The following is a 24,109-nucleotide window of genomic DNA, read 5'->3' on the forward strand; positions in this document are numbered from 1 at the left end:
TCCAATATAGGATTCTTTTACAAACCTTTTCGAACTGTTCCGCGAATCAGAAACACTGAATTTATCATCATTCGCTCCAAGTTCTCGATTTCAATTCCTTTATCATGTACCATTTGCAGAATGTCCCTATTTTGATGGCAGCCTACTAATTTTACAGATAGTCCGTCCAACCGATTCTGGAACCATGCGTAAGTCGGATTCGTACTGATACCATGTTCAAACAACAGGATCTTCCCTCTATCTTTTACCCACGCTTTCATTTTGCCTAAAACCACTTCTGGATTCTGATACGCGCATAATGACAAGGTGGATACGACGGTATCAAAAGAGTTCTCTGGGAATTCCAGCCTCTCCACATCGGACACCAGCAACTCGCAGTCCATGCCGTATTCAACCGCAGCCTCTTTCGCCTTTTCAATCATCTTAGGACTGAAGTCGACCGCCGTCACATGAACACCTTTGGGGTAGAACGGAAAATTGTTACCAGCCCCCACGGATACTTCCAAGACCCTTCCTCTGGCGTGTCTCAATAGTCGGCTTCGTTCGCCTGCCATTTGTAGTTTCCTTCGCCGTCTTTCATACGATTTGGCCTGTCGGTCGAAAATGCGCACCCCACTTTGATTGATCATTGCATAAGCACCTCCCTCTATGTCTAGTGTCTATTTCACAAAGTTTTGCCGCTTTGCTTTCAACGAAATGCTTGTTAAATATCCTTCGTCACTGCGATCCATTTCAATACCACTTCATTGAGTTTGCCTTTCTTATCCTCCACATCACTTGTCGATGTGAAAGTTAAAATAGCTCTATCGCCGGCCGACCACTCTAATAGTCCTGAATCATCTTGTATAAGCGGAGCTTTATCCGCATAATCTGTTTTCTTTGATCCACAGTGAAAAACTAATCGAAATCCTTCTTTCCCATGAAAATTGAAAGTAATTCTATCTTGGTTATTCACACAGAAACTAGGGGCGTTCCATTTAATATGTTCTGATATTTGGTCATTTGAGTTCAAGATGATTCGTCGGACTTCCTCAATTTCCGGTTTTAATGGATGTTCAAGCTTCTCCAGAAACTCTAATACCTGCTCATAGCCCGATGGTTTATTAGATTTATTACGTTTATATTTATGATTTAGTTCCATGTTCCCCCCCAAGAAAGTGGAGTTTTGCCTATACTAGTTACTCTCCCATCTTACCGAGTCCATGGTTTCATTTACAATTCGAACCATGGCGTCGACGCCAGCGATTGGACAGTGATACTCCATCCGGAGCACATGTCGATCGAACTCGTAGAAAAGAACACCGGAAAAGAACGAATCCTCTTTATATTGATTATGCTTGCCCTTCAGTCCGTCATTTGAAGTAGTCTCGATAAACTCACCGGAGAAGGAACCATCGTGATCTTGCAGTTCCTTGGCCACCGCTTCATCTAATGATGTATTCTCCATCACTTCATACGAAATCGTTGCTGCTCCAGATAAATCACTCGAAAAAACGATTCTCTGGCCCTCTATAACAGGATCGCCCATACTCGTTCGCACCGCGAAGGTCACTGCATAGGGTTCGATCGTATACTCCGTTCCATCGAATATCGCCGTTTCAAGCTCCAATGAGGTTTCCAGCTTGACATCGCTACCGACAACAACCGATATCCTCGGCGCGTCGGTTGCTGTGTCCGGCTCAAGTGTATTTTTCTCTTCTGCTTCGTTACTTTCTTCAGGCACTTCCTGGGATACATACTGATTCGTTGGAGATCCATTCCCCAGCGATTGTTCGTCTGGTTTGTGTTTTCCCGTACATCCGGATGCTATCAATATGAGTACGGCAATAAGAAGCGTTGATCGCCATCCTTTACCCATTGACCTTATCCCCTCTCCGCCCACTAATTCATGTCTGCCCAAGTACCTCTTTCAATGGAATCCCAGTACCTATACTTAATCTTTACTGTTTCTAAATCCTCATCATTTAATAATCTTAGTCCATAATGTTCTCTTGGAAAGGTCCTCCTTACACCAACTTGAAAACCAGTTGATGCTGTTTGGCCACACAGGCCTAGGTTCCTGCATTTTTACTCCACCGATCAGGATGATGATAGTTCCCGTGTTATTTACCATCTTTCTCATTTCCACGTTTAAAGTTTCCTGTCAATTTAGCCATGATTAACTGGGTCTCCAGATGATCCTTACCTTCTATCGATTTTAAAAATTTATCACTCGCCTTACCAGCAAGTATAGTAACTTGCTTCCCCATCCAGTAAATAAAAACTTTATTATCCTTAGTCTTTTTATAGGTGAAGACTTCTTCACTAAGTCTATTTCGTTTATCCACGTTACCCATACGATCAATCCAATCTGTCATCAATTTTCCACTCATTATTTTCAAGCAAAATTAAGTAGTTAGTTTCATCTGTTATATCATTTTCCCATGTTCTAGTCACTGAAATTGTCACTTCGTTATTTGCACTAAATTCTATATTCTTTATGTCAATGGACTTTAGCTGTAACGAGTACTTATTCAATTCATAATAAACTTTCACCATCTCATCCATGGTTGCTTCCTCTGAATAATCTCCTGTACACCATGAATAAACACTCTTCACATATGAATCCGTGGCATATTTCCTCCAACGCCTAATATCATCAAAATTTCGAAAGTAACCATTAACAGTTTCTGTAAAGTTACCGCCTGGAAGTTTCTCAATGCTGTACTTTACTTCAATGAATTTTTCTTTTCCACAGCCAGTACTCATCATGATCAGAATTAAAATAGCGTTCTTGGATGATTTCGTCAATTTTGCTCGCTATCATTTCGGCACCATTGTTCATATTACCGATAATATGTACATGCATATTGTTTTCCGGATATATTGATGATTGCATGCTAACTCCCGGATCACTTCCCATTACATAATATTTAAAAATGGTGTTGCCCTGCATGGATATCCACACACCATACCCATAATTCGTGCGATCGTTGACCATTACATGTGGAGTCAATAATATATTCGTGTATTCTTGGGACAGCAATTGATGATTCAACAATGCATCCCAGAACCTGCCTAAATCATGAACTGTCGTAAATGCTCCCCCATCTGGGCCACCCTTAATGGGAACCGAGTAAATATTACTCTTCCAAGTGCCATCATCATGATCTCTATACCCGACAGCTGTTCGTTCAGGTAATTGATCCATGCTAAAATAACCAGAATCCAGCATCCCACAACGCTCAAATATATTCTTCTCCACATATTCTATAAAATCCAACCCCGTACTCTGCTCCACTACTAAACCTAATACAATAAAACCAGCATTATTGTACGAGAATCTCTCCCCTGGAGAAAATTTCATTTGTTGATTCTGAAACAATGGGAGAAAATCCTTGGGCGATTTTATAGAGTACATGGGCAATTCCTTCCAAAGTTCTTCAAAGTCATGCATGAACTCCTCATCAAAATAATCTGGTATTCCGGAACTATGGGTTAATAAATGATGTAGTGTAATTGTAGGATCAAAATTAGGAAAAGAAATATCCAAGCAATCCCCCATCTTGCACAAGCTGACATATCGCAATAGAAGTGAATATTTTACAGCCAGATGCTATTCCAAACCTGGTAGAGGAACTATTGGGTATCCGCTCAGAACGATTGGCATATCCATACCCTTGTTCAATGATTGTGCCTTCTTGTTGGACTAAAACCGCCCCCGAGAATGGTAGTATCTCATGATGTTGCTGTACTACATTTTCAATTGATTGAAAGATCTTCATATTACGGCACTTCCTTTCTTTAAAAATATCCAAACATTACCTTACCATTCCGTGATGTATCCTACTTTTCTAAGATAATGTTCGGTAAATGGATTTAAATTCACAATCGGCTCGCCCAAAGGAAAAAATTTCAGTTGATGACTCTCATTGTCATTTACTCTCGGGCTCCCTTCAATCTCTTGAGCTTCATAAATCGCCATGACATTATAGATTTCATCACCATGAGGGTATTTATAGTACATATCTTTACCAGATAAAACCGTTATAAATTTGAACGATTTTGCTGTTAGACCAGCTTCTTCAAAAAGCTCCCGAGCTGCCGCTTCTTCTAAAGATTCTCCCAGCTCTAGTGAACCCCCTATGGTCCCCCAATCATTTGTGTCTGTTCTCCTTTGAAGAAGCAGCTCTCTATTCTCATTGAAAATTAACACGCAGGTCCCCGCCATAATTAAAGGTCTAGAGCCTACAATTGCTCTTAAATCCATAATATATCCCATCGCACATGACTCCTTTAGTTTGTTATTACTTCCAAATTCGGGTGATACGTCTTTCCCCTTTACGATTTAGAGCAAGCTCAAATACATCCGGATTGCTAAGTTTTCTCCAATCATTGAATCCAATTTCATGATCATAATATTTCAATAGTAATGACAAAAGATTTCCGTGCGTGACTACTGCAATATTCATCTCGCGACGATCGAGTAACTCCTCGATTAAGGAAATGCCGCGCATCATGGCCTCCCGTGATGATTCTCCGCCTGCTAGTTTCATATCCAAATCTTCAAATGTTTCTTTTAACTTCTCCATCCAATTGTCGATTTCTTCTGCAGACAGAACCCTCTCGCACAGCCGATTATCCTTATGAATTGTCAAATTTAAAGTTTCAGCTAACGGACGTATGGTCGAGATAGCTCTTTCGTATGGACTAGATATGATATAGTCAATCTGTTTTCCAATGAAATACTCGGCTAATTGATCAGCCTGTAGCTGACCCTCGCTAGTTAATTGCGCATCTGGTTCTTGACCTTCAGCTTTACAATGTCTGATGAAGTATATACGCTTCACGTAAGCCCCCCTGGATGGTTATTATTTTTAACACCGTGGTTGAAGTAACTGGATTGTTGCCAAACCAACTTCTCAGAAGTTTGTTAGTGCTCATAACAATATAAAACGACCCAGCTTAAGATAGCTCATATCCTAGGCTGGGTCATCATTTGTTGTCGGAGCGTTCTTTCACGATTATACAATGAGCAAATAAAGGGCGGTAGGTATTTATTTTTTTAATAATTCCACCTAGAAAACCTCCACCCATATTGTTACCTTATCTCGATGCTATTGTTGTGATTCATCTGCTTCCCATAACGAATCCCGCGAAATGTTAATGTACTCCAGTTGCTTCATTCCATACAGGAAATCAGGCTTCTGTTTGATCATACACATTCCCAAGTCCAAGAATCGCAAATGCTTCAGCTTCTCTAGCTCGAGAGGTAGTTCATGAATGGAGGTGTACTGAATTGTAAGCCGCTCTAGTTGCTCAAGGTCTCCCATCTCCGGTGGGATGCGACTAAGACTGATTTCTTCCTTGGACTTAACCCGATACCCGGGGGTAGGCCGATCTGAGCTCCCACATTGAATGCAGAGCTCTCTCAAACTCTTAAGTTTAGATATGGATGCGGGAATACTCTCCAAATCAGCCGTCAGGATTTTCAAGCGCTCAAGCTTGCTTAACTCGAACAGCTCTTCGGGCAGACGGTAAAGATCCTGTTCAAAAATTTCTAGCTCACGCAGCTCTGTAAGGTATCGGATTTTCTCTGGCAGCTCTGTCAGCCTATGACCACTAATATACAGCAGATCAGTCTTATGCTTAATGGCATCATTGAGCAATCGGTCCAGGTTGCGGTGAGCCTTTAATTTTATAAAAAGCCCCGAAATACGATCCATCAGTTCAACAGCTTCTTCCTCAGCTACATCTATACCATACATTTGCTCATGCACAACGGAGTAAAGGAAATCTCCCCCGCCTTCTTTCAAAAAGCACAAGTCTTCCGGCAGCTTCGGATAAATCCAATCTGATAAACGGTTTGCCATTTGTTTCAGTAGGTTTCCGCTTTCTTCGCAGCATCTATACAAATAGTAGGTTCCTGCAGTATAAAAAGCGCTACTGTGATACATATTTCTTATTTGTATTACTTCATCAATAGGATCGCCTTGAATTACGATAGTCTTCATCAGGTAAGGTTCCAACGCTTCAAGGACACTTGTATACTGAGTCTGGGCCGGATCAACCGGAATTTTCTCTCCTAGCACAAAAAACTCCGAATTCTGTATAGCCAAATCGATAACCCGCTCGTATGCTTCCCCTCTAGGGTCTGTATATAATCTCAACTGATCAATCTCCAATTCATAAATTCTTTATACTCGTCGTAGTATAAATGCCTTCGTCGAATATTAAACAATATAACTGCATTCCATATGCGCATCCACCATCTAACTTGTATGACCGAATATGACTAGTTTATCGGTTTTGGTTCCGACTGATGAAACTCTCCTTTAATATACATAAAGTCATATTCAGGTTGTTCTCGCCAATTTATATACTTTGGATTAAGTCCAGCATGAACATAAATATGGTGTATATCTTCATAATAAAGAGGCAATGATTCTAGAAAATCTATATGGCTACTAAAATTTACTCGTATATACTCTCTAGCTTGTTTAAACAATTCCTCATTCATATTGTCAGTAACAAAATGGCAATAGCTTTGGAGGGTTTGCATACCACCATGTTCCAAGAATTTACCTTGAACCGTCTCACTTTTCGTCCTTTTAAGTCAACCAATCTTTGCATCCAACAAATTATTAAATTGTTCAATACATCCATTGGATATCACTGATTATAAAAATTCTACTCATATTCCAGAAATAAAATATCTAGAAGAAATTCTGAATATAACTTATCATGAAGCTTAATAACGTTACCATGTCCTTGATCGGGAGTTAAGAACACATGCCCGAATGTGACAATTTTTTCTAAATCGGCATCTTTTAAATCTTTACACACATCTTTTAACAGGAATAGAATGCCTTCATAATTTGACATTAGTGTGCACTTTTAGGATTTATGTTCTGATCGGTATTAGAATTTCAACATCTTCTTCTTCCACATTATCTTCAAAGTAATAAATCTCTATTGGGCAGGTGTTTTCCAGAAATCTCTGAACATACCCATTTTCATTCATCCATTTGAAAATCCTATCGTACCCCTCACCAATCGATTTGTTTGTACAATTAATCTTTGCATAGGTTTGGGATGGCAAAGTGAATCCAATCATGCCTTCCGGGACATTAGACAAATCACTGACTTCCAAACAAGCAAAATAGGTTGCAATGATTCCATTACACATATAGGGCGAGAACAATACTTCCTTGTCCTTGGAATTCATAATTTCACTTCTTCTTTCAACGAACTCCAACTGTACTTTCAGGGCAGCATCAGGAAACCCGCTCGGAAAATTAGCTGTAATGCTCTGACCAATCAACGAATACTCCCGTGTTGTTAATTCACATTTAAATTTCTCAAGTTTTTGTCTCTGCATGATAAGTATCTTCCTTTCGTATGGTTTATGACATTGCATTGATTTCTGATTTCGACGGAACTTGATATGCTTTTTATTTATTTTGATTATCACTGTTCTTAAATCTAAAAATTAACTTAGTTCCATCATTTTTGGTTTCAGCCACTTCCTCTTGGTAGTCTCCCCCAGTATAATTATTTAACGTTCTTCTCCAAAAAGATTGTGCTCTTCTATTGCTTTCCCCGGGATTTGTCTGTAACTCCCAAGTGCCTTCGTGACTATTAAGCACCTGAATGGCTGCTGCTTCTGCCGCCCCTCCACCACGGAATGACCTCAAAATAAAAAACTCGTTTATGTAAAAATCACTCTCATGTGGAGTATATGGTGGGGTGGCTACTAGAGCGAACCCAGCCGGAACCCCGTTTACTTCTATCAGATATGGAAACAATATAGTTGGTTTAGACCACCATATATCAAACACTCTGTTTTGCTCATTTAAAGTCATTATTGCATCATCATCTTCAAAAACGCCATATTTATTGGGTTGCCATCCCCATATTTCCGATAAATCATGCAAATAGAAGGGGTATAAATTATTTATGATGAATTTACTTTTTGGGTCTGTTAGATGAATAGTGACCTGCAATATTACACTCCGTTCTATCGGATAACGTTAATGTATTCACGACGTCCATCTATATTAATTCAGTATCTACAGGTGCTATCATTTCAAACAAGAATGACCTGTCATTGATGTATTCATTAATATAAGCCAAAGCGTATTTTTGCTCATCAATTAAACTAGGAATTTCTTTCAGATTAGACGAGTGATGACAATAATTTTCAATCATAACCATGACGAAAAAACACTCCAGGTCACGGACATAGTCGTTCGTATTGAGTTCAACCACACTCTCATATGCTTGAATTAGTAACCTTCGATGTTGAGGGTTAAGCTCCAATAGTGCTCCTGCTAAATCATACAAATAGTATCCATAACCGCATCTGCCAAAATCAATGGGGCATGGAAGTTCGTTGTGAAACACAACGTTTCCAGAGTGTAAATCTGCATGGATTACCCCATAGTTTCGGGCATCTCGCTGCATACGGTCAAATTGATGAATGATCTTATCTATAGCTTCTTGATAACGTTTCCATGACTCGTCCGCTAGAAATCGTGAATAATAACGTTCCAGTTTAGCTACTTCTTGCCTGAAACTAGCACTCCCCCAATGAGGTCGGACAAAATCAACGGTTGTATCCAGACTAGCAGAAGCTTTATGAAGTCTACCTATCATGGCACCTATGTTATATACATGGCTGTCTGTGAACTCACTACTCCAGTGCTCTCCCTCAACCCACCTCATTAACGTGACGTATGGTTTCCGATACCCTTCTTCTGTTTCACACTCTAAAATATAAGAGCCACAGCGGCTTTGAATCCCTTCTGGCACTACCAAATCCTTTACTTTCCTTAATTCATTTAGAAAAACAAGTTCAGACAAAATTTCTTCCTTGCTGACTCTTTCCGAATGAATACGAAGCAGGTAATTTCCCATCGTATCGGTTTCTATTTTGTATGTAACGGTATCTGACAATTGAATAAAACGAATACAGTTCCATTCCACTTCATATTGTTGAATCGCACTCAATGCAACATTCCTTGCTCTCGAAAGTAAACTTTTTCGTGTTTCTTCCGTATCAAAGTCAAAAAAAGACTTCATGAACCCACCTACTCTGTTTTTTTGTCCTAATTTCAGATCACGTTTCTTATATACACGAAACGACCCAGCCCTAGATAGCTCTTATCCTAGGCTGGGTCGTTTTGTGTCTGAGCTTCTTCCATGATTATACATCTAACGATCAAAGGGCGATAGCCCCGATGCATGAATACGGTGTTCTAACCTTATTTATCGTATGCTATATTCCGCAATGAATTACATAATTACTTGTAATTAATGCCTGCTCAATTAATTCTTCTAGCTCATCCATTTGGTCGATAATATCTACCCTTTTGAATTTACTCTTCTCATAATAACCCTTATTAGATCCTAAATCCCAGCCATAACCTCCAGTTAAAATAATGTTTTCCGGCCCATGAATAAAAAGGTTTCTCCAAGATATGATAATATTTCTAAATTTCCTTAGGTGTTCCTTCTCTTTGATGATTGTGTACCCATATCGATTTAATCCTCTTTCATGCGAACCATTGGGATACCATGCTTCTATCCAGTTCAATGAATCACTAAGATAATTAATTAACTCATCATCGATTGAAACATGAAAACTAACTGGATTCCCATTAAGGACTATGCCGTGTTCAGTCCAAGTAATATCTGGATTATCTACTCGTCCAACAATAAAGTCATGATTTGGCACTTGATATGTCCCTCGCTTTAGCTAGTAAAAATCAAGCAACTGGATCACTGCTTAAGGTTGAAAAAGCATACGCCATTTTCTTTGCAAAATGTAACGGAGGCTCAACAGACTGGATGTGAATATACATGATTTGGGGCCTGGTATATAACCAGTGATTATGTAAGGCGCTAACAATCATTCCTTGCTGGATAACTGAATGCATAAAGCGAGGTATCTCTTCTTCTAAAATTGCAATTTCAGCCAAACATAACGCATTGCCGCTTTGATCTAGGGATTCAAATAAAACGTCTGCTGGCACCACAGACCCGCTCATGCGCCCTTGCACATTTACTTTAAAATTGCGATGCAGCGATACAGAACAAACATCTTGGTTAATGCTGCTTTTTCCTTTAAGAATATTAGCAAATTGTTCGCAAACCGAATGAAAGTGATCCATATCATTAAACCTCCTTGTACAAGAAAAGCTCTGTTATATATATTCAATGGAAGCCTTGAACATGTGAATATTCTTGTAATTAGGCTGGTTTAATCATGTTTTGATCAATAACCGTCATCACCTTAAACTGCCTGCAAATCGTCTCTAACTAATGAATATAATTTCTGATCCGTATAATTCCCCTTGATCTTCAATTGTTTCCGAAGTATACCTTCAAATTTCATCCCTAATTTCTCCATGACTCGTCTTGAGCCTACGTTATCATGATTACATCTTCCCTCAACTCGGTTTATCCCAATCGTATCGAATGCGTAGCACAGGATTTCTCGAGTTGCTTCAACAACAATCCCTTGACCCCAATATTTTTTAGAGATTACAAAACCAATCTCAGTTCTATCATGAGCTACATCAAAACTAATAAATCCTGTTCTTCCAATGAGTTTTCCACTTTCGCGTGCAATAATACCCCAATGATATGCTTCCTTGTTGTTATACTTTCTCAGCACGGAATCAACGTATGCTTGACTTTCGTCAAGAACGCGATGAGTATTCCACATCGTGTATGCTGTTACATCCGGATCAGAGGCAAGATCATAGTAATCAGAAATGTCTTTCAAGATAAAACGCCTTAGATATATCCGATTTGTTAAAAATTCAGGCGATTCCCTGAATAATTTATCTATATCCATGAATAACCCTCCATTTACCTTCACACCATTTCCCTGTGAATCCACCTCATTCCAGGCACATCTTGTCGCCGCTCCTCAAATCCAAACTTCTTAATAGTTGCATTTATTTACGGCAGCAAAACTTTTTTCATGGTAATAATGTTTATGTCTTCCGGCGTTCTTGATAACGCCGTAAATCTCAAATCCTTCTTTCTTATAAAAATCTAAAGCTTGGAAGCTTAACGTATACACCTTTATAAAATCACATAGCTTTTCTTTAGCAATATTTTCAACCTCTTGCATGAGTTTTTTCCCATACCCATATCCTCTACGTTCGGATTCTATAAATAAATATTGTATTTCTAGCCAATTCCAGCAAATCTCGCTTATCCCTGATATAATTCTTTAACTCATGATTGTTCTCATTGATAATTTGTAATGACATATTATATATTCCTTTCATTCAATTTTATAGGATGTTCCCGCCTTCGAAGCTATTTTCAAGTTAAGTTAGTGGACTCTCTCCGAATCTACTCCATAATAAAGGATATCGTACTTCTAAATCCTCTTCCTCCCAGTCTAAATCCAATTCTGCGGGCTCAATTTCATAACCCCTATTTTCTAATTCATGCAAAAATTCGGTATGAATTTCATCATTATATTCAAAATTATCTGTTTTTTTATATATGTACGCATCTAATCCTACCGATAATAGTTCTTCCATTTGAGGAGCATATTCATCCTCCATCAAGTTTTCTTCTGTTAAATACTCTGCTAAAAATTCTGGGTTGTTGATTGCTTCATTGTATACTTCTTCCCCTCGTGAAATCAGCCATCCTCTGAAATAATCAAATCCGTCATCCGAGCAGCCCCCCATGATCACAAATGCAGCGCCCCATAGCGAGCTTGTATAGGACAGGGCCATCTTTTTCTGAAATTCAATTTCAAAATCTATAATTTCTTTAAGCTCTTTTTTTGACAATTCTCGAGCTAACCATTCGACTTGTTCTGCACCCTGTTTTTTTGATTGGTCTATTAATTCCCAGAAATATGGAGTCGACATGAAATTTAAGTCTCCTTTTTAATTATGATTTTATAGTTGGGGGGTAAAATTAATGCCTCATTGTGCAGCCTCGCGATAATTTCATTAACGGTCTCTTCAGGGGACCATTCTGATGAATCCAGCCACATTCCAATGCGAGGCGTTTCTCTTCGCAAAACACCATCGAGCTCCTCAACGCTCCAAACACCGTAACCTTTCTTTGTGCGAGCAGCCTCCCTTGCTGCAACAACCGCTGTGTTTGGACAAAGTACCACTACATAAAAAGGGCGGTTACTGATATACGAGATAAAATCATTCAGCATAGGTCCAACGATTACATCTTGAACTACAACTGTAAATCCTGCTTGATGATATGCCTCCGCTGATTGTGCAGCCAGCCGATATCGCAGCCGCAACTGATCCAACTCATCATTTCCCGAGTCAGGATGAATCTCTTTGCGGTTATTTACGATCATTTTTCGAAAAATATCTCCACGTAAATGCACCGATTTCTCGAATTGTTCGGAAAGCAACTGTGCTACTGTCGATTTTCCGCTTGCCATTATTCCGGTAATCAAAATTATGCTGGGACCTTCCGGTAACATATGATCACCCTCCTTTTAACTTATTTTAATCTCCTATAGGGAAAAGTTCCTCCCGTAATCACGAAACGACCCAACCCTAGAGATCTTTTATCTTAGGCTGGGTCGTTTGTTATCTGGGCTTCTTCCACGATTATACATCTGACTACCGACTCATACAAAGCATAATAATGGCAAAAGTTTGCAATATCAGCCAATCGTTTCGACGACATTTCCTTCCTGGTCTTTAATGTGAGTTTGTACGATTTGGATCGCAAGTCCTGGCAAAGCAGTTAATTCAATTGCGCCAGCCTTCGGTACCAGGCTTTGACTGAGCTCAGCGACCGCTGCCTCGTTCAATGCGATACTGATTTCGTCATCCTCGGCACTGCAACCGGGCTGTTCCCCAGGCTCGAACACAATGCGGATCTCTTGGCCAGCAAGGACAAGGCTTTTGCCTTTGAGTATCCGTCCGCGCAGCAGCTTCCCGACAATTTCAGCTTGCTTCGCACCTAATTTCACCGTATCCGGACGTTTGCTGAACCACCCTTTTTTGCCCGGCTCCCAGGCCAATTGATCGACATATAAAAAGCCGGTATTAGAGCCTTCCTGCTCCATCCCTTGTTCAACTGCCTCCATGATCGCTGGAACCTGCAAAAGAGAATCCCGGGATAAATCGGTAACATAACCCGGAATTTGTGCCACACCTTCCCTTAGCAACCCTAATGTATTCCAAGTCTGCATCGCCTCAAGCTCATCTCTCGTGATCCCTACCATTTGAATAAACTCCACCTGGCCATTGGGCGTATCCAACGGCGGCAGCTCAGGATCCAATGTGAAAGCAAGAGCTGTTAATAGCGTGTCTTCGCCCAGGCAGATCGGGCCATTCGCATCTAAATAATCGCCGGGTTTGAACACATTACCGCTATTAAACACGTATCTTCCCATGTTTTGCAGCAAATTCAGTGCCCAAGCCGGCGGTTCCTCCTCGTCATCATTCCTCGTCAGCCGCAATGTCAATTCAAACCCGAACCCGCTGCACTCGTCATCCTCCGATTCCTTCTCATACAATTCAGAGAATCCATAGGTTACAAAATGCCAGTGTGGAACCGGCGTCTCGCTCTTGTAAGCGCTAATCCCATCAAGCGGATCCTGGCCTCCAAGCGAATAGGATATAAGGGTTCCATAATGCTTGGGTTCCTGCTCCCCGTATATTTTGGATAACTCCTGATCAATCGCATCCCAACCGGATGGTTTTGCTTCCTCACCCATCATTTGTGCCTCCTATGTATTGTGCTGGCTTTCAGCAGTGCCTTCCTTTTATTCTACTCGTTTCTTCACCAACTTGACTACGGGCAGGATCATGTTAAAATTCAATCATTCGATGAATACTTAAGTTAAACTACAACTAATGAGGAGAGTGTGCTGTATGAACTGGAGAGAAATTACGACACTTGAAGAGTGGAATGAAATGTTGGCGAAATCAACAGAGCGCGGCCAGGTTATTCTAAAACATAGTACGACATGTCCTGTAAGCTCCAACGCGCTTCAAGAATATGAACAATATTTGCAGGATGCTCCTAATCAGGATTTGGATTATACGCTAGTAAAAGTAATCGAATCCCGTCCGGTGTCCAACCAAATTGCCGAGGATTTGAATGTCAAACACGAATCGCCGCAAATTATATTTATCAAGGATAAGTCCAAATACTGGACCACCTCCCACTGGTCGGTCACAAAGGCGCATATAACTGCAGTTTTGGACTAATAGTAAATGGATAAAGGGATTTAACAGAAATAGAGAATGATCCATCAAAAAAACGGTCAGGCGCATGGATTGCTGCCTGACCGTTTTTTTCTTCTAGCTTACGAACACTTGCTATACCCGCAGTTGGCGCAGGTTTTGCAGCCTTCCACATTGAGCAGCGAGGCCGAGCCGCAGGACGGGCACAGGTCACGCGAGGACGCTGGCGCGCTGCCGGCAGACTGGCCATCGGCCGTTATGCTCCTCGCAGAGCCCACATCTGCTTGCTCTTCATGGTGGGCCACAGTCGCAGCTACTGGAGCCGGATCATGATCGTCATACGGGCCATGCTGCACGTGGATTTCCAGTGCTTTGGCAACGGCATCGGCGATCGACTCGACGCGGTTCGGACCAAAGCCGATGGCGCCGGAACCGCCAATACCCTTCAGATGCTTGATCAGCAGCTCCACCTTCTGGCCATGATCGCCATAGCGCAGGAACAGGGAGCATACCCGGCCCAGAGCCTCGGCCATCGCAAACACGTCTGAGCCCGCTTTGCCGACATTGAGGAAGATTTCGCTCGGAATGCCGTTCAAATCGTTAATCGTAATATATGCCATGCCAAATGGCGTATTGATTTTATACGTTGCCCCATGCAGGACCTGCGGACGTTTCTTGTACTGCTTATCGAACACCGTCTTCTCGCTTGGGTCCACCCCGGCGGACAGCGTTTGATCCAGTCCGCTTAACGCATTGTGCTCCGCGCCCGTTGCCGAACCTTCAACGCCAGCCGAAGCACCCGCAGTAGCGCCGCTTTCCGAAGAGTTTGCATTTGCTTCCGCTTTATCATCTTTCTTCTCCGTCTGCAGAACCTGCACATCGCGGCTGCCGTCACGGTAAATCGTTACGCCCTTGCAGCCGAGATCGAAAGCAAGCTCATACAGGCGCTTCGTCTCTTCTACTGTAAAGTCGGCCGGACAGTTCGCTGTCTTCGAGATCGAGCTGTCTACCCAGCGCTGGATGGCCGCTTGCGTGCGAATATGATCCTCGGCGGACAGGTCCATTGCCGTTACGAAATAATCTGGCAGTTGCTCGCCCGGATGCGCATCCATCCATTCCTGCGCAATTGGAACAAACTGCTCGTCAAAACCCAGCCGGCTCTGACGGTAATATTTGAACGCGAAGTAAGGTTCGATCCCTGTGGACGTGCCAACCATTGTACCCGTACTGCCCGTAGGAGCCTGGGTAATGATCGTAACGTTGCGGATGCCTTTCTCGCGAACCGCTTCACCGACCTCAGGATATACCTCAGTCATCACTTTCATGAATCCGCTTTGCAGATATTTGTCGGCCTCGAATGCCGGGAATGAGCCCTTCTCCCCTGCGATATCCGCCGAAGCGAGGTAAGCCTCCTTCGCAATGAAGCCATATAGTTTATCAAGAAATTCCAGCGATTCCGGACTGCCGTAACGGACGTTCAACTTGATCATCAGCTCGGCCAGCCCCATCGTGCCCAGACCTACGCGGCGCTCATTCTTCTGGTTTTTCTCGTTCTCTTCGAAATGATAAGGTGTTTTATTGATGACATTGTCCAGAAATCGCACCGAATAACGCGTTGTCAGCGCCAGATCGTCCCAAGCGACGTCATGCTTGTCCTCATCATAGAATTTGGACAGATTTATCGCCGACAAATTGCACACTCCCCAAGCAGGCAGCCCTTGCTCCCCGCACGGATTCGTACAAATGATCGGATTGAAATACCAGCTGTTCGACATTTGATTGTAGTATTCCATAAATACGACGCCCGGCTCGGCCGATTTCCAGGCCGATTCAATGATCGTATGCCAGATCTCCCGCGCCTTCAGAGTACGGAAGTGATTCACTCTTCGTCCGGCAGCTTTCCATTTGTCCAGGTCGCCGTCCCACACCTCATTGTAATCTTCATAAGTCGTATCCGGGAAGACAAGCTCCCAATCCAAATCTTCCTTCACGGCCTTCATGAAGTCATTGCTGACGCATACCGACAAATTCGCGTTCGTCACTTGGCCCATCGTTTGCTTAACCGTAATGAAATCCAGCAAATCCGGATGCCAGTCGTTAATCATTAGCATCAGCGCACCACGCCGGCTGCCGCCCTGCTCGATTAAACCTGTCGTATAGCTGAACAGCCCGCCCCAGGATACAGCACCGCTGGATGAGCCATTTACGCCTTTGACGACAGCTCTTCTCGGACGCAGCGAGCTCAGGTTAATTCCGACGCCGCCCCCGCGCGCCATAATTTCGGTCATTTCGGACAACGTCTCCATAATGCCGCCGCGGCTGTCCTTCGGCGATGGAATCACGTAACAGTTGAACAGCGTCAACTCATCGCTGGCTCCGGCTCCAGCAGCAATACGTCCGCCCGGCACCAGCTTCCAATCGTCGAGCACGTAACGGAATTTCTCTTCCCATTGCTGCTGCAGCTCTGGCGTAGCCTCCACCGAGGCCATGGCAGAAGCCAAGCGATCCCACATTTCTTCCGGTGTTTTCTCGATATTCAGCGTCAGCTTCTCAACATCGGACTGCACGAGCTCGCCGGACCGGGTTTTCACCGTAACCGTCCGCCCCTCTCGCGCTACGACCTCGCCTACTTCTTTCGTAGGGAACTTCGGATCATCTTTTGTCAGTACAAGGACTACGTCGCCGACCTTCGCATGACTCGGATCAGGATTTTTCCAGGCGTACCGATCCAAAAAGATTTTTTCACTAAGTCCCTCCAGACGTTGCTTCTGCTCTGTTTTCAAAGAAAACACCCTCCTCATAAATGATGATTCGCGCCCTAACTCTACATCACCGCAGACTAATTGTCGTTTCTTGTCGCGGTGTTTATCACTGCATCTTTCCTCTGCTGGACGCAAAAAAATGTCGGTAGCTGCGCAGATGTCCCTCCTGCACAAATACCGCCGATTCCTGTCTGTTCTCTAACCTTTTTCTTATTTATTCATTACCCTCATCCACATCACATAAACGATCTTTGTATGTATAAATCACAATATGTAGTGGGCGAGTACCATTATACTATACAACATCTCGATATTACAGCTTGGCTTCCCTGAAAATTAAGGCAGATTAATGGCGTTTATCCCCCATGATCTCCTCTTTCCTTTGAATCCCGTTATATTTCGTTTCTTCCTTTGAAAAAGGACTGAAAACCATTCCATGCCAGACCTGCATCCTCCCGCCAGCCGCTATGGCTTTAGCGTTGCCTGTTTCCTGACATATCATCCTTACCCCAAGCCAGACCTGACGCCAGATTTATACCACTTCAGCAGCCCGTTCTTTCAAAATCAGAATTGCTCCAGAGCCAGATTGTGACATACTCCGACAGAATACCAAGATACACAACCTTTCTCGCAGTTATGAATTTCTACTTATTCGTCCATACTACATCTACACGAAATTTAGAAGATGACAGAAAAGGGAGGTTTACATCATGAATCCGCACCCTCCAAATTCACTGCATTCTTCCTTGCAGGCCGGTCCCCCCATCGAATTCGACCGCTCCTGGTACGAGGATCTGAACAGCCGCCTGGATAAGGGCGGGCCTTGGGACGACTGGAAGCTGTTTAACCTCGCCATGGAGGCAGAGAACGCCTCCCTCGTATCGAGCTTTGAAGAGATTCTCTGCCTCTCTCACATCCACGGAGTAAAGCCGCTCCCGCATCAGACAGAGACCGCCCGCAAGGTACTGTTCGAAATGCGCGGCCGGGCGATCTTGGCCGATGAAGTGGGACTTGGCAAGACGATCGAAGCCGGACTGATACTCAAAGAGTACATGATTCGCGGACTGGTCCGCAAAGCGCTGATCCTCGTCCCAGCTTCTTTGGTGCTGCAATGGGTGCGCGAGCTTAACCAGAAATTCGCCATCCCCGCCATAGCCCAGAAAAAACAGCATTCCTGGGATAACGATATCGTCGTTGCCTCCATGGATACGGCCAAGCGCGACCCGCACAAGGAAATTCTGCTGAATAACGAATACGATATGGTCATCGTCGATGAAGCGCATAAGCTGAAAAATAAAAAAACGACCAACTACCAATTCATGATCCAGCTGCGCAAAAAATACTGTCTTCTGCTCACCGCAACGCCGGTTCAGAATGACCTCAGTGAGCTGTTCAATCTGATCAATCTGCTCAAGCCGGGCCAGCTCGGCGGGCAAGGCGATTTTGCCGCCAACTTCGTCGTCGATAAGCGGATCCCCAAAAATGAGGAGAAGCTCAAGGAAGAGCTCTCCAAGGTCATGATCCGCAACCGTCGCGGAGACGGCGACCTAGAGTTCACAAAGCGGATCGTCCGCAACATTCACGTCGAGCTTTCGCCCGAGGAGAAGCAATTATACGATGGCGTTACTTCCTTTGTCAAAGACCAATATCATGCAGCGGGTGGAGACCTGAGCAGCATGCTCTCGCTCGTCACATTGCAGAGGGAGGTGTGCAGCAGCCGGGACGCCGTATTCGTTACGCTTGTCAATTTATCGAAGAAACTTGCCCCCGATTCCCCGCTTCGCGATCGCATCTGGGATTTAGTCGGCATCATCAAGACGATCCAGGCGAATAGCAAGGCTGAGAAGGCGATGGAGCTCATCCGGGAAATGAATGACAAAGTCATCCTGTTTACCGAATACCGGGCAACCCAGGAATATCTGCTGAAATATTTCCGCGAGCGCAACATGACGGCCGTGCCCTACCGGGGCGGCATGAACCGCGGCAAGAAGGACTGGATGATGGACCTGTTCCGCGGCCGGGCCCAGGTGATGATCGCTACCGAAGCCGGCGGCGAGGGAATCAATCTGCAGTTCTGCCACCAGATGATTAATTTTGATTTGCCTTGGAATCCGATGCGGGTCGAGCAGCGGATCGGCAGGGTGCATCGTCTGGGCCAGAAAAACGATGTAAAAATATACAATCTATCGACCAAAGGCACAATTGAAGAGCATATTCTTAACCTGCTGCACGAGAAAATCAATATGTTCGAAATGGTCATCGGCAGTCTTGATGTCATTTTGGAGCGTTTCGAGAAGGAGCATTCCTTGGAGAAGAGCATTTACAAAATTCTGCTGGAATCGCAAAACGATGAGGAAATTGCCAGCCGTGTTGCTTCCCTTGGCAATTCCCTGCATCAAATCAAGGATGAACTGGGCAAGAACCCTGGGGACGATTCTTCAGGCGCCAATCTCACAGAACTCATGGGAGGCTGATGAACAATGACCATGACCATGGAGCAAATCCAGCAGTATGTGCTGGCCTACCTCGACATTACCGAGTGCCAGATCATGGAGAAGTCGCCGCACCACGTAACCGTCAAACTGTCTCTTCAAGCGGACAAGGACTTGACCAACCGCCCTTACTACTGGAGCTTCATCGAACGTACGGGAGCCGAACCGCAGACGATGTCCTTCAAATTCGTCTTTGATGCCGAGCGTCATGATGCCGAACTAGCCGCAGCAGAGCAGGATGCGCCCAAGCCGCAGGAAGACCAACTCCTCGGACGCCATTACGGAGCCATCCGCCCTTTGCCTGTGCTTGGCCCGGCACGGATTCAGCGCGAGGATCTGGCCTTCGGCAGCCCGCGCCTGAAGCAAATATTCGACGCCGCGCTTCGGCGGGGCCGCTGCGTCTACCTGTTCGAGAGCGCCTCGCCAAAGCAGCGAATGACCCTGCTGCCTGCGGCTTACGAGCCGTGGCTTGGTGTCAATTTCAAAATCGAGTTTTGCTGTGATATGAAAAGAGAAGAAATCCGCACGCTGGGCATTTCCCTGTTGACCGGGCACATCGACACCTCCTTCAGCTCCAGGCTGCAGTCCCTCTCCCTTGTACCCCGGGTACCAGAGAACGTCCATATCGAGCCAACTAGGCTATCTTCAGCGGAGGGCCGTGATATGCTCGAGCAAATCATCCGGACAGAACTCGAGGCGTACGACCAGACCTGGGCTGAAGAAGCCAACGAGCGGCTCCAGGAGGAGCTGCTGCTCATCGACAGCTACTATACGGACCTGCTTCGCGATCCGGATGAGGAGAAGAAGAAGCTGGTTCAGGAGCAATACGAATCGCGCCGTGGTGAAATCCGCTGGCAGTACGAGCCGAGGATTGTCGTATCCGCAATAAACTGCGGCATCTTCCATTTGCGCCTGCGGCGATGACGAATAATTGACCCTTCTCGCTAAAAGACCGCAAAAATAGAAGCCGTCTCGGCCAAGCCCCCGCGACAGGTTGAGACAGCCTTCTTGGCTGCGCTCTTCTAAGATAGAAGCAAGTCAAAAGCGATAAATTTTATGAAAGCTGGTGATCGCTTGTCCACGTTCCGCTTTCCTTATAAAATAAGCCTGATTTTGCTGCTGGGCCTGACTATCCTTGCTGCTCCCTTGCCAAGCCTGCAAAATGTACAAGCCCACGCTCAGGACGGCTTGTATATTCAGCCGGACTCGTTTGTCATCGCTCAGGCAGCACCGGCTCCAGAGGAGGCCGTCCGATTCGCTGAGCAATTGATCGGCAAGCTCTCCGCGAGCAAGCCATTCACGGCTTGGAAGGATGCCCGCCCGGAATTCCAGCCTCTGGGACCTGGCATGCACGCCTGGCTCGTGACGCTAACCCAGGATGGCAAGCCCATAGGCTATCTCATCCTCGGCGCCAAGCCGTCGGGCGGCTACGCCCTGATCGAATACGGCGCCGGGTCGGAGCCGCTGTTCGACACGGTAGCGCTGCAGCGGGCGCTGGCAGCAGAGAGCAGCGCGTCCGCTCACTCCGCCTCGCTCCCGTCACATTCATCAGCGCTCCAGGTCGAACAGCTCTACGCCGGGCCGACGCTCGCTGAATGGCGCATCGTCGACAAGGCGGGCCAGGCCGCGGGCCTGCAAGCACAAGCGGCCCGCGGCGAGTCGCTGCCCCTGCAGTACCGGGATGCCCGCAACGCCGATCCGCTGCCGGATAATGAATCCATATGGCGAAGGCTGCTGGCCTCGCCGCCCGAGCTATCCTCGGCAATCGTTGCCAGCGGATCTCCGGCAGCCATTCCTGACCCTCCGACAATAACGGCTGATAGCTTCGATCCGAACGACAATCTGATATGGCTGGCAAGCGACCAGCTTGAGCTCACAGCTTCCTCCTTGACCCAGGAGCTCCGCCAGCATAAAGCTCTCATCTTCGCAGCCCGCAGCGAAGACCGCAATTATACCCTGCCATTGCCGGTTTATGGCTACCAGACCTGGGAACAAGGAGACGATACCGCCGCTATTGAACACGTATATGTTATGACCGGCTCGGCCGCCTCTCCCCGCTTCATCGCTTTCAATGAACTGGCGAAGGCAGGGCAATTCTACAACAGCACTGGCCAGTAAAAACTGGAGAACCGCTAAACAGGAGCTCAGTACAATAAAGCCTGGAACTTAGCTTCATTCGCTTAAGCTCCAGGCTTTTTCATTTTTTATTACGGGCAGTCTCGCCTTTTCCTTTTCTGCTGATATACGCCGTCTGTCCCCACCACATGCCAAGACTGAACGGAATCATCCCGAACCACCTGCGGCTCCAATGCTCCTTCCCCTTGGCCTGACTGCGGCGGACATCCTTCGGCGTCTCCATATAATTTACGACTCGTTCAGTAATGTATTTGACCAGTTCATCGCCCTTAGCCATCTTGCAGTTCTCCTTTTTTATGGGAATGGTCAGCAATATTTCTGTTTACAGTTAGTTTGCACCGTTTGTCTGCACCATAAACCCACACTGGAAGCACGATTGAATTGCACTTAACCTTACAAAAACAACGATTTGAAAGCTTCTCCACCACGGAATGCATGTTTTTTCATATAATGGCTCATTCTAATTTCAAACATCCCGGTGGAGGTGAATCCATGAGACGCAAATGCCTTTCCCTGCTTGCTATAATTTTTGCTTTCAGCAGTATGTACGGCACAGGCGTAATCGCCGGGGATCATACCTTCCGGTACGCTTTTCCCCAGCCCGTCATTCTCATCGATGCAGGACATGGCGGAATCGACGGCGGCACTTCATATGGCGACATCTTGGAGAAGGACATCAATCTAGAAATTGGCCGCCGCCTTTATGTCATACTTCGCAGCCATGGATATCGGGCGATTCTGAACAGGACTGGCGATTATGCACTAAGCGACGATAACCGCTGGCTGCGAAATCGTTCGCGTCACATCCGTGATTTGGCTCAGCGCAAGCAGTTAAGCGAAGAGCTTCCGTCGGAAATCGTCGTCAGCCTTCACGTAAACTGGGGCAGGAACAGAGCAAAACGCGGGCCAATTGTACTTCACCAGAACGAAGGCCGCAGTGCCATACTAGCATTCTCAATCCAGAACTCCCTGGACAGCCTGTATACCGCTTCATCCTCACCTCAAGTCGGCAAGCCCTTTTATCTGCTGAATCATGTGGATTGCCCCGCCGTCATCGTGGAAACTGGCTTTCTCAGCAACGCCGAAGACCGCGCCATGCTTATCAGCACACGCGGTCAACAGAAAATTGCCGAGGCCATTTATGGCGGAATCGTCCAATATTTTACGGCAATATGATCCCGCCTCCCGGCCATTGTCCGGGAGTTTTTGCATCGCGGACCATTTCCGAAATACCAACGAATTCAATGCCCTGCTCCTGAAGTTTAGGAATATACTTTCTAAGCACCGCAGCCGTTCTCTTGCCCTTTGTGCCTACATGGCCGATCGTGATGCATTTACCTTCGGTACGCACTTGTTCTGCGACCTTGTCCATTTGCTTAGAAATATGAGCCTCCGTATGCACATCATCGAGGAAAATATCGTTCTTGATTTGTGGCATGCCCTTTTTCTCGCATAACTTAAAGATGACGGATCGATAATTCGTACGGCTATCCACAAAAAATAACCCCCGTTCGCGGCATACATCCAGAATAATGGACATCACGCGTTCATCCCCGGTTACTTTGGATCCCATATGATTATTGATTCCGATGGCATAAGGGACGTTGTCGATTGCAGCTTCCACCTTCTTCCGTATTTCGTCGTCGCTCATTTTAGTGAGGATCGCTCCAGGTCCCAGCCAACTCGTTGGTCCCTGCTTCGGCTCCAATGGAAGATGAATCAACACATCATGCCCGGCTTCGTGAGCCTTGCGCGCATCCACTTTCGTCGTCGGCAGAAAAGGCATAATTGCCACGGTTACCTTAACCGGTAATGTCATAATTTCCTCGGTACCCTGCATTCCGTTGCCCAGATCGTCGATAATGATCGCAAGCTTTTTACCTTTTCCCGATTGCCTGTCCTCATCCTTTATAAGCTGAGCCGCAGGCTTGGAAATTGATGCAGTCTGCCCCGCCGCAGCTAGCCCCGGCAACATACAGAGAGTACTTATGCTTAGCAGTAAACAACATAACTTCCCGAAAACCCGCCAAATTACCTTATTTTGATCCATGTTCACCCTCCTTAGCCTATTCACTTGCCCGTGGTCGCTCCGTTTCCTAAACGTCTTTCCTATTATGACTGTCCTTGTCCCGATTATTCGCCGCATGCTATTGTTTCTCTGCTGGCAAATCGTTGCAACCATGATGGAGCTAATATTCAGCAGCTAGCGGCTCAAATGCAATCGGCCAAAACAGTGAACTGCGAATGGACTTTGCAAATACCCGAAAATATAAAAAAGCTCCTGAATGTCCACAGAGGAAACTCAAGAGCTTGTTCATTGTTAGGTTGGTGCGGTCGAGAGGACTCGAACCTCCACGGGGGTAAGCCCACACGGACCTGAACCGTGCGCGTCTGCCAATTCCGCCACGACCGCTTAAGATAGCCACTGCGGGAGCCAGTCTCCCGAGCAACAAAATAAATGTTACCATGTTACTTAACTCGAGTCAATTATTATTTTGGCATCCCTAATTTTTGCAGCAAAAAGCAGGGG

Annotated in this window: 26 protein-coding genes, 1 tRNA gene and 2 pseudogenes; 5 read left to right on the forward strand and 24 right to left on the reverse strand. The window is 45.3% G+C overall.

Annotation, left to right across the window (positions count from 1 at the left end):
- Positions 1–17: 17 nt before the first annotated feature.
- The 20 genes and pseudogenes from GNP95_RS00870 to GNP95_RS00970 form a co-directional block, all read right to left on the reverse strand.
- Positions 18–629, reverse strand: a complete 612-nt coding sequence (locus GNP95_RS00870; protein WP_155609048.1) for a class I SAM-dependent methyltransferase — start codon at positions 627–629, stop codon at positions 18–20.
- 74 nt (positions 630–703) lie between these two features.
- Entirely contained in the window at positions 704–1,141 is a 438-nt protein-coding gene (locus GNP95_RS00875; RefSeq protein ID WP_155609049.1) for a DUF1801 domain-containing protein, read from the reverse strand.
- 33 nt (positions 1,142–1,174) lie between these two features.
- Positions 1,175–1,858 (reverse strand): hypothetical protein, encoded by a 684-nt coding sequence (locus tag GNP95_RS00880; RefSeq protein WP_155609050.1) that lies wholly within the window; start codon positions 1,856–1,858, stop codon positions 1,175–1,177.
- Between the two features lie 244 nt (positions 1,859–2,102).
- Positions 2,103–2,336 carry a hypothetical protein gene (locus tag GNP95_RS00885; protein ID WP_155609966.1) on the reverse strand — a complete coding sequence of 78 codons (234 nt, stop codon included), beginning with the start codon at positions 2,334–2,336 and terminating at the stop codon, positions 2,103–2,105.
- Positions 2,337–2,340: 4 nt separating this feature from the next.
- Complete coding sequence (locus GNP95_RS00890; RefSeq protein WP_196427033.1) at positions 2,341–2,751, reverse strand: hypothetical protein; 411 nt, start codon at positions 2,749–2,751, stop codon at positions 2,341–2,343.
- Positions 2,714–3,764 (reverse strand): annotated as a pseudogene (locus GNP95_RS00895) (serine hydrolase domain-containing protein). The gene GNP95_RS00890 and the pseudogene GNP95_RS00895 overlap by 38 nt, the downstream one beginning before the upstream one ends.
- Before the next feature lie 41 nt (positions 3,765–3,805).
- Positions 3,806–4,261, reverse strand: coding sequence for an NUDIX hydrolase (locus GNP95_RS00900; RefSeq protein ID WP_155609052.1), 456 nt, complete (start codon positions 4,259–4,261; stop codon positions 3,806–3,808).
- Between the two features lie 25 nt (positions 4,262–4,286).
- Positions 4,287–4,829 (reverse strand): histidine phosphatase family protein, encoded by a 543-nt coding sequence (locus GNP95_RS00905; RefSeq protein WP_330163207.1) that lies wholly within the window; start codon positions 4,827–4,829, stop codon positions 4,287–4,289.
- Between the two features lie 267 nt (positions 4,830–5,096).
- A complete protein-coding gene (locus tag GNP95_RS00910) occupies positions 5,097–6,164 on the reverse strand; it encodes a leucine-rich repeat domain-containing protein (RefSeq protein WP_196427034.1) in 1,068 nt (355 codons plus the stop codon).
- A gap of 505 nt (positions 6,165–6,669) precedes the next feature.
- Positions 6,670–6,864, reverse strand: a complete 195-nt coding sequence (locus GNP95_RS00920) for a hypothetical protein (protein WP_155609055.1) — start codon at positions 6,862–6,864, stop codon at positions 6,670–6,672.
- 19 nt (positions 6,865–6,883) lie between these two features.
- A complete protein-coding gene (locus GNP95_RS00925) occupies positions 6,884–7,360 on the reverse strand; it encodes a GyrI-like domain-containing protein (protein WP_155609056.1) in 477 nt (158 codons plus the stop codon).
- A gap of 73 nt (positions 7,361–7,433) precedes the next feature.
- Positions 7,434–7,985, reverse strand: a complete 552-nt coding sequence (locus GNP95_RS00930) for a GNAT family N-acetyltransferase (protein WP_155609057.1) — start codon at positions 7,983–7,985, stop codon at positions 7,434–7,436.
- Positions 7,986–8,034: 49 nt separating this feature from the next.
- A complete protein-coding gene (locus tag GNP95_RS00935) occupies positions 8,035–9,063 on the reverse strand; it encodes a phosphotransferase enzyme family protein (protein WP_155609058.1) in 1,029 nt (342 codons plus the stop codon).
- Positions 9,064–9,259: 196 nt separating this feature from the next.
- Positions 9,260–9,718 carry a hypothetical protein gene (locus GNP95_RS00940; protein WP_155609059.1) on the reverse strand — a complete coding sequence of 153 codons (459 nt, stop codon included), beginning with the start codon at positions 9,716–9,718 and terminating at the stop codon, positions 9,260–9,262.
- A gap of 31 nt (positions 9,719–9,749) precedes the next feature.
- Positions 9,750–10,154 carry a DUF1259 domain-containing protein gene (locus tag GNP95_RS00945; protein ID WP_155609060.1) on the reverse strand — a complete coding sequence of 135 codons (405 nt, stop codon included), beginning with the start codon at positions 10,152–10,154 and terminating at the stop codon, positions 9,750–9,752.
- A 122-nt stretch (positions 10,155–10,276) separates the two neighbouring features.
- On the reverse strand, positions 10,277–10,843 hold the full coding sequence (locus GNP95_RS00950; protein ID WP_155609061.1) for a GNAT family N-acetyltransferase: 567 nt from the start codon (positions 10,841–10,843) through the stop codon (positions 10,277–10,279).
- 90 nt (positions 10,844–10,933) lie between these two features.
- Positions 10,934–11,212: pseudogene (locus tag GNP95_RS25960) on the reverse strand (GNAT family N-acetyltransferase); the annotation flags it as partial.
- Between the two features lie 115 nt (positions 11,213–11,327).
- A complete protein-coding gene (locus tag GNP95_RS00960) occupies positions 11,328–11,885 on the reverse strand; it encodes a DUF4240 domain-containing protein (RefSeq protein ID WP_155609062.1) in 558 nt (185 codons plus the stop codon).
- A gap of 5 nt (positions 11,886–11,890) precedes the next feature.
- The gene (locus tag GNP95_RS00965) at positions 11,891–12,469 is read right to left on the reverse strand and encodes a phosphotransferase-like protein (RefSeq protein ID WP_155609063.1); all 579 of its coding nucleotides are present in this window, start codon (positions 12,467–12,469) and stop codon (positions 11,891–11,893) included.
- Positions 12,470–12,655: 186 nt separating this feature from the next.
- Positions 12,656–13,717, reverse strand: a complete 1,062-nt coding sequence (locus GNP95_RS00970) for a suppressor of fused domain protein (RefSeq protein WP_155609064.1) — start codon at positions 13,715–13,717, stop codon at positions 12,656–12,658.
- Between the two features lie 157 nt (positions 13,718–13,874).
- Here GNP95_RS00970 and ytxJ point away from each other — a divergent pair, with 157 nt between their 5' ends.
- Positions 13,875–14,213, forward strand: coding sequence for a bacillithiol system redox-active protein YtxJ (gene ytxJ / locus GNP95_RS00975; RefSeq protein WP_155609065.1), 339 nt, complete (start codon positions 13,875–13,877; stop codon positions 14,211–14,213).
- Positions 14,214–14,311: 98 nt separating this feature from the next.
- Here ytxJ and GNP95_RS00980 read toward each other — a convergent pair whose 3' ends face one another.
- Complete coding sequence (locus GNP95_RS00980; RefSeq protein WP_155609066.1) at positions 14,312–16,972, reverse strand: adenosylcobalamin-dependent ribonucleoside-diphosphate reductase; 2,661 nt, start codon at positions 16,970–16,972, stop codon at positions 14,312–14,314.
- Between the two features lie 689 nt (positions 16,973–17,661).
- Here GNP95_RS00980 and GNP95_RS00985 point away from each other — a divergent pair.
- From GNP95_RS00985 to GNP95_RS00995, 3 genes are all read left to right on the forward strand, one after another.
- Positions 17,662–19,425 carry a DEAD/DEAH box helicase gene (locus GNP95_RS00985; RefSeq protein WP_155609067.1) on the forward strand — a complete coding sequence of 588 codons (1,764 nt, stop codon included), beginning with the start codon at positions 17,662–17,664 and terminating at the stop codon, positions 19,423–19,425.
- Positions 19,426–19,431: 6 nt separating this feature from the next.
- Positions 19,432–20,367 (forward strand): YqhG family protein, encoded by a 936-nt coding sequence (locus tag GNP95_RS00990; protein ID WP_155609068.1) that lies wholly within the window; start codon positions 19,432–19,434, stop codon positions 20,365–20,367.
- A 132-nt stretch (positions 20,368–20,499) separates the two neighbouring features.
- Positions 20,500–21,561 carry a hypothetical protein gene (locus GNP95_RS00995; RefSeq protein WP_155609069.1) on the forward strand — a complete coding sequence of 354 codons (1,062 nt, stop codon included), beginning with the start codon at positions 20,500–20,502 and terminating at the stop codon, positions 21,559–21,561.
- A gap of 79 nt (positions 21,562–21,640) precedes the next feature.
- Here GNP95_RS00995 and GNP95_RS01000 read toward each other — a convergent pair whose 3' ends face one another.
- The gene (locus tag GNP95_RS01000; protein WP_155609070.1) at positions 21,641–21,856 is read right to left on the reverse strand and encodes a YqzE family protein; all 216 of its coding nucleotides are present in this window, start codon (positions 21,854–21,856) and stop codon (positions 21,641–21,643) included.
- Between the two features lie 215 nt (positions 21,857–22,071).
- Between GNP95_RS01000 and GNP95_RS01005 the strand changes: the two genes are divergently transcribed.
- On the forward strand, positions 22,072–22,755 hold the full coding sequence (locus GNP95_RS01005) for an N-acetylmuramoyl-L-alanine amidase family protein (protein ID WP_155609071.1): 684 nt from the start codon (positions 22,072–22,074) through the stop codon (positions 22,753–22,755).
- Here the strand turns inward: GNP95_RS01005 and GNP95_RS01010 are convergent.
- Both GNP95_RS01010 and GNP95_RS01015 read right to left on the reverse strand, forming a co-directional pair.
- Positions 22,742–23,554 (reverse strand): divergent polysaccharide deacetylase family protein, encoded by an 813-nt coding sequence (locus tag GNP95_RS01010; RefSeq protein WP_230873624.1) that lies wholly within the window; start codon positions 23,552–23,554, stop codon positions 22,742–22,744. The genes GNP95_RS01005 and GNP95_RS01010 overlap by 14 nt on opposite strands.
- Before the next feature lie 351 nt (positions 23,555–23,905).
- Positions 23,906–23,992, reverse strand: a tRNA-Leu gene (locus tag GNP95_RS01015).
- Positions 23,993–24,109: the final 117 nt, after the last annotated feature.

Source organism: Paenibacillus woosongensis (genome assembly GCF_009725165.1).
GTDB lineage: Bacteria > Bacillota > Bacilli > Paenibacillales > Paenibacillaceae > Fontibacillus > Fontibacillus woosongensis.